This is a genomic window from Stenotrophomonas sp. (assembly GCF_035634915.1).
Classification (GTDB): domain Bacteria; phylum Pseudomonadota; class Gammaproteobacteria; order Xanthomonadales; family Xanthomonadaceae; genus Stenotrophomonas.
In genome coordinates this window covers 55,888-68,513 of sequence record NZ_DASQCB010000003.1, presented here as the reverse complement: position 1 = coordinate 68,513, position 12,626 = coordinate 55,888, and the positions used below count along the sequence as shown (strand labels likewise).

Genomic DNA, 12,626 nt, shown 5'->3' with positions numbered 1-12,626 from the left:
CACCCGCATCGGGAGCATTGCTTCCGCAGGCGGCCAGCGCAAGCGCCAAAAGCGCCGCCAGCCCGGTCTTGTTGATCGTCATGGTGTCTCCTGGTTCTGCGGGCACGGCGCAGCCACACAGGCGCGCCGGGCCATGAAAAAACGGTCATCAGCCACCACGGGCCATCTCCATCTGCTCCGGGCCGGGCTGACGCTGCTGGGGCGCCTGCTGCTGCGTCTGCTGCTGGGCCGCTTCGCGCTGGTTGAGCTGCTGCGCGTGCTGGTCGGCCTGCTGCTGCCACAGACGGCCCGCCGGCGAGGCATACAGATCATCGGTGGCCACACGTACTCCCTGCGGATCGTTGGCACGGGCCGCATCCATCAACTGGGTGACATGCGGATCCTGGCGGACGCTGCCCTGCCCCTTGGACGACACCGACGGATCGGCAGACAGCGCGCCCTGCTCCTTGCCTGCAGCCGCCGCCGCTTCGCGCGCCTCACGCGCTGCAGGCTCGCCAGCCGGCACCGGATCGCGGAAGGCATCGACGCCATCGCGCACCCAGCCCACCGGCCCACCGGCGACGAAGGTCACCCCACGCCGGATGTTCATCACATCGCCGCGGTAGTCGGCAATCATGCGCTCATGCTCCTCGGCACGCGGGCGCGCCTGCGGATCATCCAGCACCGACAGGTGTGGCGTGCCGTCCGATTCGGTCGGCATGAAGTTGCTCATGCTGTGCGCGCCCAGCGAGCGCGCCGCTGCGACAACCGGCAGATCGGGAACCAGCAGGTCTGCAAACCGGTTCTCGAAATAACCGGATTGGTGCAGGACGTCGATTTCCTTTTCCTTCGCGTACGTCACCACTTCGCCGTACTGCGGGCTGGCCGCACTGACCACGTCGCTGGCCATCACATGGTTGCGCACGCGGTCATTCGGGCCGCCACCAATGCCGCGGTCCAGGCTGGCTGCGCCGTAGGCGTTGAAGGTTTCGCCGCGCAGATCGAAATGATGGGCCGTCACCTGGGCCAGCGTGCCGCCCAGCGAGTGGCCGGTCACGCTCACTTCCGGCGCCGTCGCACCGGGCTCGGCGCCCATGCGCCGCGCTTCATCCAGCGCTTTGCGGGTGAGCGCAATGGCATCTTCGGCCTGCGGATTGGTCCGCCCCAGCACCATCGCGCCATCGGCAATGACGCCATCCTTCCAGACTTCCTCGGTGCCGCGATGGGAGACGATCAGGTCCTTGCCATCGAGGGTCTTGTAGATGGTGCCCTGGTAGCCAGTGCGCGGGTTGTCGACGTGCTCGTAAACGCGGTACTGGGTGCCATTGACGTCCACGAGCGCATCTTCACCCGTGGGCCGGCCCACCGCCCTGTCTTCATAGACATGGTTGGCCAGGTTGGCGTAGTCCTGGGTGGTGACCGTCACGGGCTGATCTCGCGGGCTGCCAGCGTGATGGTGAAGAACTCATCGCGCTTGTCCATCGGCACCGCCTGCAGGTGTTCACGGCCGAAATCGGCCGAGCCGCCCTGCTCGAAGCGCGGGTAGTAGCCCTTCCAGAAATTGCGGGTCTTGCTGCCGCCGCCCAGCACGTGCTGCGCCGGCAGGCCAGCGACAAAACGGGTGTCGGCCGGATCATCATGCGCGCGCACGCTCACCCGCGCTTCGGTGAGTGCCCAGCGGCAGACGCCGCGCCCGTAGTAGTCCTCATCGAGGATGGCATCGGCATGCAGCGTGCCCACGTATTCGGTGTCGGACACGCGCGTCAACGCGAACGGCTCGTGGCTGGCGATGGTCGGCACCGCGCCGGAAATGGGGTCCAGCCGCCCGCATTGGGCAGCGTTGCCAACATCGAACTGGGCCGTCGCTTCAACCACCGCAAACGGGCCCGGCGCATTGTCCAGCACCACGCGGAATTCGTAGGCGCGCTTCGGGCTCGGATTCAAGGTACGCAGCGGCGGGGTGGCGCGGGTGTCCACAGCAGGAACATTCATAGGGGCATCGGCTCGATACGAACCGCCAGAGGCGGCCAAAGGCAGGGACGCAGCGCAGGCGAAGACGGACGCCGCCCAACGGGAGCTGCGCGAACGAGGAACGGAGGCGGTATGCGTGGCCTGCACCGAGGCCGCACGCAGGAAGGCAGCACTCATTGGCGCGCCCCCTGCCCCGGGACGCATGCCTGCACGGTGGACGCCGGGATTACCCCACCGGCCTCAACACCCTGCTTGTTACATCCGTCCCAGGAATACACAGCCTTGTGCCCTCTCCACGCGCCTACCCCGGCGCACGTGGGTTGAACTTTACCAGCCCAGCCGCGCTGGTCGCGTCAAAAAAAAGTTGCGAAGGTGCGCTTCATCACACTTTTGCAGTTATGCGAAAGGTTGTAAGCGTCAATATCATCACGCGCATTTAACTCCTTGGGCATCGGGTACGGCGGTGTGGATGCAGCGCGCACCAGCGATACTTTGCGGCAATGCCCGGCACTGTCTGCGGTACATCAACGGCCCATGCCAGATGCGGAGTGTTCCTGCTGGGTTGCCTGCTGGGTGGAGATCTGCGCGTGTTCGCGCGCCCGGTCCTCGGCGTTTGCCTGGTTGCGCACCTGGGCATCCAGCGCCTGCCCGGCATCGAGCGTGGACGCCTGCTGGTTGAGCACCTTGAACCGATCAGGATCTGCGTTGAGGAGATCGTTCAAGCGCTGTCCCAGCGGGGACTGGGAGTGAAAGCTGGGGTTCTCCCGCATGGGCCCGCCGTCGGAACTGGATTCGCTGCGTGCCGTGGCAGGATTGAACGGGTGAGCAGCACGCTCAGCCGCGTGCGCCTGGCGCTCGGCGTAGGCGCCGGGCTCGTCCTTGCCGCGCAGCATGTTGGCGGCTTCCAGTACCAAAGGCCGGGCGGCAACTGTTGCAACAGCGCGCACGCCGTGTACGCTCTGGCGATACGCATCAACGCGGCGCTGATCCTCGGGATCCTTGATGCGTGCCGATGGGTCATCCAGAACCGACTTTACTTCAACGCCGTTCTCGACGTGATCAATGAAGTGCTTCATTCGATGTGAATCACCCAGAGCCAACGCCGAAAACGGCCTGCTGACCTCACCGGCCATCCCACCCATGAGGCGGGACGCAAATTCTGCATTTCGCAATGTCTTCAATTCGGAGGGCTTCGCGTAGACCTCCACAGTGCCATAGTGCCCGGCGCCCGCGCTGACGAAGTCGCCGGCCATTACATGATTTACGAACCGGGCGCCGTTCGCTGGCTGGCCTTCCGGAATTCTGTAACCCAGGCTGGCCGCGCCGTAAGGGTTGAAGGCTTCGCCTGACAGGTTGTAGTGGTGCGACAACACCTGTGAAATCCCTCCACCCAGGGAGTGCCCTGCGACCGATAGATGCTTGCCGTCCTGCTCGGCACGAGCCACGGCCCGGGCGGCGAACTCCAGTGCGTCCTTGATCTGCAGGTTACCTCTGGTGAGCACCATGCCTGCATCGGTTACGCCATCCTTGACGGGCTCCCGGTCAAACTCGGTTCCCCGGCTGACGAGGACGTAGTCGCCAGTAGCTACGTCCCGGAAGAGTGTTCCCTGGTAACCGCTGGGTCTATCTGAATATGCGACCGCTTCAAAAGTGCTTCCTCCTGCCGGGACCTCCTTCGGTCGTCCGTCACTCTCGAATTGGGGGGGGGGAATATCCCGCGGCGACCAAATCGGCGTTGACGTTCTTGCTCATGGTGCGTCCTTCCTTGGAGTTGTTGAGAGGTTAAATGAAAAATATTCATTGCGCTGAGGTTCGGGCACCATCTTGCTGAAGCCCTTTCCGCTTATGACAATTGCTGGAGAAATGCCGTCGTCATAAGGTCCTGGCTGAATTTTTTTCTTTGTGTATCGCGTCTCTGCGCCATCTTCCAGGGTTGTTGAGATCGAGAAGTAGGTGAACGACTTGGTCGCCTCTGTCTCCAGAAATGCTCCCACCAATTGGACCTTCCACTTGCACACCCCCCTTCCGTAGTAGTCCTTGCTCAGGACGCCGTCCCGGTAGAAGCTACCCTTGAAGGCGGTTTTGTTGACCCGTTCCAGCGGAATCTTGATGGTGTACTCGTCTGTGCCATAGCGGACTCCCTCGAAGTTGTCGATGGGAGGTAAACAGGCCTCGTCGGCAATCTTGTAACTGACATAGCCGCTCGAGGCCTGGATGTCGTCCGGCCCGTCACGCACGGTGAGGACAAGGTCGTATGGCTCCTTGGGTGAAGGATTCTTCTCGTACGGGGGAGGCGCGCGCTCTTTGCTTCCACATGCCGCCAGCAGCGGCAACGTCAGGAGCAAGGCATAAAGTGCCCGCGAGACACCGAGTACATGGAACAGCTTCCCTTCACGTTCCTTCATTGTTCGGACCAGCATCCTCTAGTACTCAAAAGATACGGCCGCGGATGGGTGCTTTTCAAATCGGCAAGACCTCATGGTCGAATGCGTGACGCCCATCACTTATCAATAGCCAGATTCAGGCAGTGATATCACCGTATCGCGTCGGATGCGTCAACCGATTCCGGCCTCAAAGGATGGAGGCGCATCCTATCGCCATAACGGCATGGGCAACCACGGTGGTCGCTAACGAAAACATGGTGCCGAAGCCGAAAAGGCTCCCGCTATGGAGCCGACGCAGCTTCGCACGGCGCGCGCTGCATGGGTCCGCGTTGATTCATATGCATCAGGGAAGTGCGCAGCCTTCAAAAATGATCTTGCAATCGGGCCCACAATTCTTCAGAGCCTTCTTACGAACGTAATTCAGGGACTTCGGAGCGAACTCGTATCTCCGATTTGTTGGACCTGCAGCAACAGCTCCACAGGAATTGACAAATGTATCCAGTACAACGCAATTCGTTGAGCCCCTCGCTAGACAATCCTTGATAGCCAAATCTCCGGCTTCCTCTTCAGTTCTGCTCGACGCGTTCCAGCCCAATGTTCGGTCATCTCCACGCGCGATGGCCCCCCATCTCTCGGCCCCTCTCCTCGTATCCCCTTCACCAATAGCAGGGAGCAACACGCTGTTGTACTGAGGTGAGCCAGGTTGCTGACCAACCGCTACGGGAGGGATCAGGACGCTCAGCAACACCAAGCATCGAATTACAGTAATCATGCGTTGCACCTCCTTATCGCTTGGCGTCGGCCCATCCATGTAGCCCAGCTTGAATTCCGGCTTGTGGGCGGTGCTTTAACGACCCACGTCATCGAAGCTCGAGTTCGCCACGAACTGTCCAGCGTGCCATTGAAGAACATTGCCGCCATCGGCAAGGCAGGTACACGCCTGTCATCAATCTTGAATATTGCTCTCAACATCCTGCTGGCCTACACACAGGATGTGTTAGCAGTTCAATATCAAGCAACCCGCAGCCAGGTCACAATGAGCTATCAGGGGTACGCGCAGCCTGCGAAGACAATTTTGCAATCTACGCCACAGTCTTCAAGCGCTTCACGGCGAGCGGCCCGCTCTCCTTCAGGTGTAATTTGAAACCGGCGACGAGTGGAATTAGCGGCTATCGCAGCGCAAGCATTAAAAAAGGTCTCTGCAACCTTGCAATCGTATGAGCCACGCGCCTCACAGTCCTCAATTGCCAAGGCCCGGGCTTCCTCTTCGCTTCTCGCGGAGAACGTCCAACCGTAGTTTGCATCGGCCCCCTTCGCCCAAGCCCCCCACTTTGAATGCTTGGGCGCTCTGGTATCGCCCACACCGTGGGCAGGCAGGTACACGCTATTGTACTGAGGCGTTCCCGCTTGCTGAGCAAGTGCCGCCAGTGGCGACAGAAAGACCACAGCAAGCATGAGTCTAGATATCGAAATCATCACCCGGCCCCTTTCTTTTTGTCTGAGGTACCACTACCGCTGCCCACATAATCCTGCTTGAAGTCCGAAGTCTGGCCCGAGCTGTTACGACCCACATTACCGAAGCTCGAGTTCGCCACGAACTGGCCCAGCGTGCCGTTGAAGAACATGGCCGCCATCGGCGGCGCCATCTAGCAAAGCACACCAACGGGCGATGGGCGAAGGCACCAAGCCCGCCCTGGCGGCGCATCTTCTCAGGGGACCGCGCATCCCTCGTAAATAATCTCGCAATCGGCGCCACATTCCTTCATGGCTTTGCGACGAACCGATCGCAGGCCATTGGGAGACATCATGGCAACACGATTACTCGGATCACTCAGACTGGCTGTGACCGCGATGCAAGAGTTGAAGAACGTTTCCAGTACAACACAATTTCTTGATCCACGCGATTCGCAGTCCGCAACAGCCAGCGCTTGCGCCTCATCCTTGGTTCTTCCGACCAACGTGTAGCCCAACGCTCGATCATCGCCACGTGCCAATGCCCCCCAGCGTATTCTCGGATCTGGAGATCTTGTATCACCCACACCATGACCTGGAAGAAAGACGGTATTGTATTCCACGCTACCAGGTTGCTGCGCGGACGCTCCAGTTGAAAGCAGGAGACCGACGACTATGGGGGCTCCGAATCTCGTAATCATGGCTTAACCTTTTTTTCCGAATCCCGGCCGACATAATCCTGCTTGAAGTCCGAAGTTTGACCAGTACTGTTACGACCCACATTACCGAAGCTCGAGTTCGCCACGAACTGGCCCAGCGTGCCGTTGAAGAACATGGCCGCCATCGGCGGTGCCATCTAGCAAAGCACACCAACTCGCGCCCCGCTTCTTTTCCTGATTCTGCATTACCGCCGCCAACATAATCCTGCTTGAAGTCCGAAGTCCGGCCCAAGCTGTTACGACCCACATTGCCGAAGCTCGAGCTCGCCACGAACTGGCCCGGCGTGCCGCTGAAAATGGCCGCCATCGACGGTGCTCTCACCATCTGCAGTCCAAGATCGCCTGCTGACTGGCAACCGACCGAACGCCCACCCCATAGCGCTTCGGCACTGTGCTTACGAAGTGCCAGACACCTGAAAGAATTGAGGCGAATGCTGTCCCAATCGATCTGCATTCAAGTACCGCAATAGCCCGCGCACCCATGATGGAAAGGCCATGTTTTCAATCGCGTCACGCACGCACCTGATGACGTCCGGGCCACACAAAGCACTCGCAACCCTCGTCTCATCAAGGAACAGCGCAACCTTCAAAGATTATCTTGCAGTCCGGACCACACTGCTTCAGCGCCTCCCGACGTGTCCACTTGGTCCCCTTACGTGAAATCTGTGCGTATCGATCACTGGGACCTGCTGCGATCGCCACGCATGCGTTGTCAAAAGAGTCGATCGGAACACAATTTGTAGAACCGCGCCGCTCGCAATCGGCGACAGCAAGATCCTCAGCCTCTTGCTGGGTCCGCCCAGTTAGGCTGTAGCCTAAAGTCCGGTCATCCCCCCGCGCCCACGCCCCCCATATTCTCGGAGGGGCCTTCGTGTCTCCAACCCCATGCCCGGGAAGATAAACACTGTTGTATTGCGGAGTTCCAGGCTGCTGGGCGAACGAGGCGGAGGAATAAAGCAAGGCGCACGCCGTGAAGAAAATGATCACCTTACTCATGTTCTATGTCCCCTTGCGTTGTTAGTCTTGTCGCCGCTTCCAACATAATCCTGCTTGAAGTCCGAAGTCTGGCCCGAGCTGTTACGACCCACATTACCGAAGCTCGAATTCGCCACGAACTGGCCCAGCGTGCCGTTGAAGAACATGGCCGCCATCGGCGGTGCCATGACCATCAGCACCGACATCAGCAGTCCAACACCGCCCTGCTGAACGGCAGCCGACTTCAGGCCGCCGCCAAAGCCCAGCGAGGCGCTCATGCCGAAGATCTCGGTGCCGGAAAGAAGATAGGCGGTCACGATTGCAATGGCCGTGCGGGCAACGACGGCGGTGGCCAGCGACACCATGAACGACAGCACCGCCATCGAGAACATCGTGCCGATGCCGTACAGCAACCAGCGTTTGAACAGGTCCTTGGTCTGGTCGAACAGCAGGCACAGGATGAACAGTGGCCCGAAGCCGACGAACAGCACCAGGGCAATCTTGTAGAGCAGCAGCATGGCGCCACCGATCACCGATGGGCCTGCAATGCCGATGCCCGTCAGCGAGGTGACCGTGCGCTGGGTGGCCGCGTTCTGGTCACTCTTGGCCACCGGAAGCGCATCGACCAGCGCGAAGATCAGACCCATGGTGCGCAGGTTGTCGTCGATCGAGTCTTCAATGTTGTCGCTGTCATTGGCGACAACTCTGTGGATCTCGTTCGGCAGCGTGTTGGTCAGAAACGCGGTCAGGTTGACGCCGGCAAAGGACATCGAGGAGGCGGCGATGACGATGAGGAAGGCGCGCAGTGAGCCCACCACCAGGGACATGAGCGAATCACGGCTGCGGCCGGTCACGATCATGAAGCCCTGCATCAGTACCCACAGGGTCAGCAGGGTCAGCGCGATGCCACTGACCCACCCCATGGTGCGCGAGAGCAATCCCGACTGGAAGCTTTCAATACGCCCATTGATGAAATCAAGCAGAATCTCGAAGAATGCCCACTGAGTGAAGCTACTCAGATCGAAGCCCAACGCACTACCCATAATCTCAACGCTCATCGCCCTGCTCCAGTCACTCAGTTGCCGCCGATACCGGGAACGCCCGGAACGTTGATGCTGCCCTTGCCGTTCAAGGCATTGCGCGTAAGCGCTTCGCGGGTGTTGTTGATGTGCGCGATACGTGCTTCATAGGCAGACATGTAGGTGCGATAGCGGTCGCGGTCGTTGTCCATCAGTGCGGTCAGCGCCAACAGTTCGTTGGTGTTGTACTGCACGTTGGCGTAGTCCTCGGCCGCCAGGTTGCGCCGGCGGTCCTCGATCTGCTTCAGGCGGTCATAGTTCTTCTGCGCACGCTCGAACATGCGCATCGAGAAGCGGTACTGCGCCAGTTCGGTCTGTGCGGCCGCCATGCACAGCTGCTGCTGCTGCTGGCCCAGCGTGGTGACTGCGCCGGCCGGGCACAGCTGGTCCATGGCGGTGTTGGTGGTGGTGGGCTGGCTGGCGTTGAGTGCCTCGTCACCGGTCGGCGTGGCGATCATCTCCGGTGTCTGCGACCCTTCGCCGTTGCGCGGGGTGATTTGCAGCTTCCGGTTCAGATCCTTCAGGTGGTCGTTGACCGTACCGTTGTCACCGATGCGGTTCTTGATTTCCTTCAGCTGGCCCGTAACGGTTCCGCCGTCCCGGCCGATGTTGCCCTTGATTTCTTCCAGCTTGCTCTGCGCGGTGGAATCGCTGACCTGCCATGCAGCCATGGCCGCGCCGGTTCCCAGCAGCGAAACGATCGCCAGCGAGAGGATGACCCACTTGTTGGAGCGCGGCATGGCCAGGGAAGTACCGAACGTCTGCTTCCATGACCGGCCGAAGCTCTGCTGGCTGTCGTTACGGCGATGTGCGTTGGAGTTCATGGTTCACCTCTGCTGTTCTTTGATGTCGTCTATTGCGGGGCAGGCCGTTCAGCGCGTGGTCGCGCGGCGGTCTGGGGTTGCACTGCTGCGGGCACTGCCGCGTCCGGATCCCTTGCGGTTTTCGTAGAACGCCTGCAGCCATTCCTCTGGCGTCAGTTCATCGCGATCCACTTCCAGACGCTGCGACTGCTCGCTCAGCACCCGGTCGAGGACTTCGATGTTGTCGGTGCTGGCACTGATGACGGCCAGGGCATCATCCATGCCCCGCAGATTCAGCTGGCACACCGTGGAACCATGGCCCTGCTTGACCAGGAAGCTGCGCGAGCGCTCATCGAGGCTGACAACCACCTCGAATTCGGCCTCGGTCAACTTCAGGCCTTCCATGTAATCCTCGCGCGAGGCGCTGGGATTGGGCAGCAGGATGAAGGTGGCGGTCTGTTCGATCAGCGCGGCGGAAATATCGCTGGCCAGGGCGTCTTCCGGGCTCTGGGTGGCGAAGATGCCCAGGCCATTCTGCTTACGGATGGTCTTCTGCTTGTTCTTGGCAAATTCCTTCAGGGCGCCGCCGCCATCGAGGATCTTCCAGAATTCGTCCATCACGTAGATCAGCGGCCGCCCGTCGATCAGCTCTTCCAGGCGGTGCAGCAGGTAATTGATGACCGGCACGCGCACTTCGGCGTTGTCGATGATGTCGGTGTAGTCGAAGCCGATGATGTTGGCCCGCTGCAGATCGATGATGTCGGTCGGGTTGTCGAACACCCAGCCCAGGGTGCCGCTGACGGTCCACTTGCGCAGGCGCGCGTACAGGCCATCGTCGCCCATGTTGGGCAGGCTCTTCTGGAAGTTGGACATCGAGCGCAGGTGCATCGGCATGTCGAGCATGCTTTCCACCGCGCGGAAGATGTCTTCCTCCTCACGTGCGGTGTAGACGGTCTTGGCCGCCAGCACCTTGATCAGGTCGCCCAGGAACTGCACATTGGCATCGTTGCGTTCGCACTGGAACGGGTTGAAGCCGGTGGGCTTGCCGTTGTCCAGGGCCAGGTAGTTGCCACCACAGGCGCGCACGAAGATCTCCGCGCCGCGGTCCTTGTCGAAGAAGAAGATGGTCGGCGCCGGCTGGTACTTCTGCACTTGGCTGAGCAGGAAGTTGATCAGCGCGGTCTTGCCGGTACCGGACTTGCCGATGACCAGGGTGTTGCCGATGGCCTTTTCCCCCAGCGAGTTCTCGGCTGGGTGGGTGGCGTGGAAATTGAAGTAGTACGGCTGGCCGTTGGTGGTCTGCAGCACCGTCAGGCATTCGCCCCACGGGTTGTTGTCGCGCTTGCCGGTGGCGAAGTTGTGCAGCGGCGACAGGCCCAGGAAGTTCAGCGAGCTGACATTGGCCAGCCGTGTGCGGTAGCGCCAGTTGCCCGGCAGCTGCGAGTAGAACGACGAACACACCGCCAGGTCTTCCTTGGCGGAGACGAAGCCGGCGTTGGACAGTTCAGCGCGGGTGGCGGCGAGGTTCTGCGACAGCGTCTTCTGGTCGTCTGCGTACAGGGCCATGATGAAGTGGTACTCGCCCAGGACGAAGTTGCCCGAGGCAACCTGGTCCATCGCATAGTCCATTTCGGAAATCTGGCTGACGGCCTTGTCGCCAGAGGAAATCATCATGCCCTTGGTGCGCTCGAGCACCTTCAGTGCATCCTGTCGGCCCATGGGGCTGAAGGAATGGGTGATGACGTATTCGAAATCCAGGTACTTGAGGCCGTTGAGGATGCCCGGGTACGTGGCTTCGCTGTATTCCTTGATGTTGAGGATGGCGCCGTAGTGGTTGCGTCCACCCGGGGCATTGATGACGAAGTCACCCGACTTGGCCGAGAACATGTGCCGGGCCACCGGCAGGTAGTCGCTCACCGAAGCACGCAGCACGGGCACCGGCTCATCGATGCGGTTGAGCAGGTAACCGAAGAAGGAGAGCACTTCGGAGAACACCACGCCGTTGTCAGCTTCGTACATGGACAGGCGGTGCGGTGCGTAATCCTTCAGCACCGCCTCGACGTTGCCGGCCAGTTCCATCACCTTGTTGACGGCCTGGTCCTGCTCGGACTGCAGGCGGCCCAGGTCGCTGGAGCGCTCGACGAACTTCTTGCCGACCATGACCGGGCGATAGATCATCGTCAGGTACAGCTCGTTCTGCATGATCTTCTGCGAAGTCAGACGATCGTAGTACTCGTCGGACATCTGCTGGTTGAACACGTGGTCGTACTTGCTGCGGATATCGACGCGGCCACGGCGCCGGATGTCATGCACCCAGAAGGCAACATTGACGAAATCCGGCGCACGCAGGGTCTGCAGCATGCGGTTGAAGGTGTTGTGCTTGTGCTCCAACTCCCATTCTTCGCGCCCCACGAAAGGCAGCCCATCCAGGCGCCAGACAATCAGGAAGTCGCCACCGGTCGTCTTCACCACGTGCGGAGACACGTGGGAAGAGAACGGGATGAACTCGGCGATGGAAGTGTCTGGCGCCTGCATGGGACTAATCCGTTTTCGTGTCTTGAAGGTCGGGTCGGTAGCTGTTCGGAGTGAACACCCACATGCCGTTGTGGTGCTTGATGTTCTTCACCTTGGTGCGGAAGCCCATACGCAGGCCCAGCAGGCGGAAGATCATCTCGTCCTGGCGTGCCATCTGCCGCATGATCATGATGACCACCGGCAGCAGCAGCAGGAACCACATGTTGAAGTAGAACGTCATCAGCAGGCAGCCGCCGGCGGCGATCGCGAAGGGCATGTACGGCACCCCCAGGAACATCGCCGGCCGCGTGCACCCGCGGAAGAGTGTGTCCTTACGCATACTTCATCAGGTCGAGCACCATGATGGCGCTGGTGCTGCCGATGTTGCCGACGTCGTCCGGCAGCAGCATGTTGGCCACCTGGGCGGCAGCGCCGATCAGGAAGCCACCCACCAGCACCGGGGCCACGTCGCTGATGCGCTTGTGGTTGAAGGCGATCTGGTAGCCGGCGAAGATCACGGCGATGGTGACCACGGCGACCGAGGCGATGTTCAGCAGGCCGTTGAGGTTGGTGAAGAAGCTGGTCACGCTGTTCTGTGCGCCGGACGGGTCCTGCGCGCTGGCGATGAACGGCAGCATGCACAGGCTGGCCAGGGCAACGGCGGAGAGCGCGCGGCGGGCGTTGGTGAGGTTGGCGTCGTTCTTCATGGCGGTTCTCTTCTCTTTGATGGGAAAGGGATACAGCGTGGAT

Annotated in this window: 16 protein-coding genes; 1 reads left to right on the top strand and 15 read right to left on the bottom strand. The window is 60.7% G+C overall.

Features of this window, described 5'->3' with window-relative positions; genetic code table 11:
* Nucleotides 1-148: 148 nt before the first annotated feature.
* The 5 genes from VER16_RS03345 to VER16_RS19400 all read right to left on the bottom strand — a co-directional run bounded on the left by VER16_RS03345 (nt 149) and on the right by VER16_RS19400 (nt 5,106).
* Nucleotides 149-1,405 carry a lipase gene (locus VER16_RS03345; protein ID WP_324805461.1) on the bottom strand — a complete coding sequence of 419 codons (1,257 nt, stop codon included), beginning with the start codon at nt 1,403-1,405 and terminating at the stop codon, nt 149-151.
* Nucleotides 1,402-1,971, bottom strand: coding sequence for a hypothetical protein (locus tag VER16_RS03340; RefSeq protein WP_324805460.1), 570 nt, complete (start codon nt 1,969-1,971; stop codon nt 1,402-1,404). The genes VER16_RS03345 and VER16_RS03340 overlap by 4 nt, the downstream gene beginning before the upstream one ends.
* Before the next feature lie 503 nt (nt 1,972-2,474).
* Complete coding sequence (locus tag VER16_RS03335; RefSeq protein ID WP_324805459.1) at nt 2,475-3,455, bottom strand: hypothetical protein; 981 nt, start codon at nt 3,453-3,455, stop codon at nt 2,475-2,477.
* Nucleotides 3,456-3,698: 243 nt separating this feature from the next.
* Nucleotides 3,699-4,355: a hypothetical protein gene (locus VER16_RS03330; protein ID WP_324805458.1), complete on the bottom strand. Its 657-nt coding sequence runs from the start codon at nt 4,353-4,355 to the stop codon at nt 3,699-3,701.
* A gap of 322 nt (nt 4,356-4,677) precedes the next feature.
* Entirely contained in the window at nt 4,678-5,106 is a 429-nt protein-coding gene (locus tag VER16_RS19400; protein WP_414716014.1) for a DUF4189 domain-containing protein, read from the bottom strand.
* Here VER16_RS19400 and VER16_RS03325 point away from each other — a divergent pair.
* On the top strand, nt 5,038-5,478 hold the full coding sequence (locus tag VER16_RS03325; RefSeq protein ID WP_324805457.1) for a hypothetical protein: 441 nt from the start codon (nt 5,038-5,040) through the stop codon (nt 5,476-5,478). The genes VER16_RS19400 and VER16_RS03325 overlap by 69 nt on opposite strands.
* Here VER16_RS03325 and VER16_RS19395 read toward each other — a convergent pair.
* The 10 genes from VER16_RS19395 to VER16_RS03290 all read right to left on the bottom strand — a co-directional run bounded on the left by VER16_RS19395 (nt 5,379) and on the right by VER16_RS03290 (nt 12,583).
* A complete protein-coding gene (locus tag VER16_RS19395; RefSeq protein WP_414716013.1) occupies nt 5,379-5,789 on the bottom strand; it encodes a DUF4189 domain-containing protein in 411 nt (136 codons plus the stop codon). The two genes, VER16_RS03325 and VER16_RS19395, sit on opposite strands and share 100 nt — an antisense overlap.
* A 20-nt stretch (nt 5,790-5,809) precedes the next feature.
* Complete coding sequence (locus VER16_RS03320) at nt 5,810-5,968, bottom strand: hypothetical protein (protein WP_324805456.1); 159 nt, start codon at nt 5,966-5,968, stop codon at nt 5,810-5,812.
* Nucleotides 5,969-6,043: 75 nt separating this feature from the next.
* Entirely contained in the window at nt 6,044-6,487 is a 444-nt protein-coding gene (locus VER16_RS19390) for a DUF4189 domain-containing protein (protein ID WP_414716012.1), read from the bottom strand.
* Nucleotides 6,484-6,642: a hypothetical protein gene (locus VER16_RS03315; protein ID WP_324805455.1), complete on the bottom strand. Its 159-nt coding sequence runs from the start codon at nt 6,640-6,642 to the stop codon at nt 6,484-6,486. Before VER16_RS03315 ends, VER16_RS19390 begins: the two co-directional genes overlap by 4 nt.
* 430 nt (nt 6,643-7,072) lie before the next feature.
* Nucleotides 7,073-7,501 carry a DUF4189 domain-containing protein gene (locus VER16_RS19385; protein WP_414716011.1) on the bottom strand — a complete coding sequence of 143 codons (429 nt, stop codon included), beginning with the start codon at nt 7,499-7,501 and terminating at the stop codon, nt 7,073-7,075.
* Nucleotides 7,498-8,511, bottom strand: coding sequence for a type IV secretion system protein (locus VER16_RS03310; protein WP_324805454.1), 1,014 nt, complete (start codon nt 8,509-8,511; stop codon nt 7,498-7,500). Before VER16_RS03310 ends, VER16_RS19385 begins: the two co-directional genes overlap by 4 nt.
* Nucleotides 8,512-8,555: 44 nt before the next feature.
* Nucleotides 8,556-9,383, bottom strand: a complete 828-nt coding sequence (locus tag VER16_RS03305; protein ID WP_324805453.1) for a hypothetical protein — start codon at nt 9,381-9,383, stop codon at nt 8,556-8,558.
* A gap of 48 nt (nt 9,384-9,431) precedes the next feature.
* A complete protein-coding gene (locus VER16_RS03300; RefSeq protein WP_324805452.1) occupies nt 9,432-11,897 on the bottom strand; it encodes a VirB4 family type IV secretion/conjugal transfer ATPase in 2,466 nt (821 codons plus the stop codon).
* Between the two features lie 4 nt (nt 11,898-11,901).
* A complete protein-coding gene (locus VER16_RS03295) occupies nt 11,902-12,216 on the bottom strand; it encodes a VirB3 family type IV secretion system protein (RefSeq protein ID WP_324805451.1) in 315 nt (104 codons plus the stop codon).
* Entirely contained in the window at nt 12,209-12,583 is a 375-nt protein-coding gene (locus VER16_RS03290) for a TrbC/VirB2 family protein (protein WP_324805450.1), read from the bottom strand. The genes VER16_RS03295 and VER16_RS03290 overlap by 8 nt, the downstream gene beginning before the upstream one ends.
* Nucleotides 12,584-12,626: the final 43 nt, after the last annotated feature.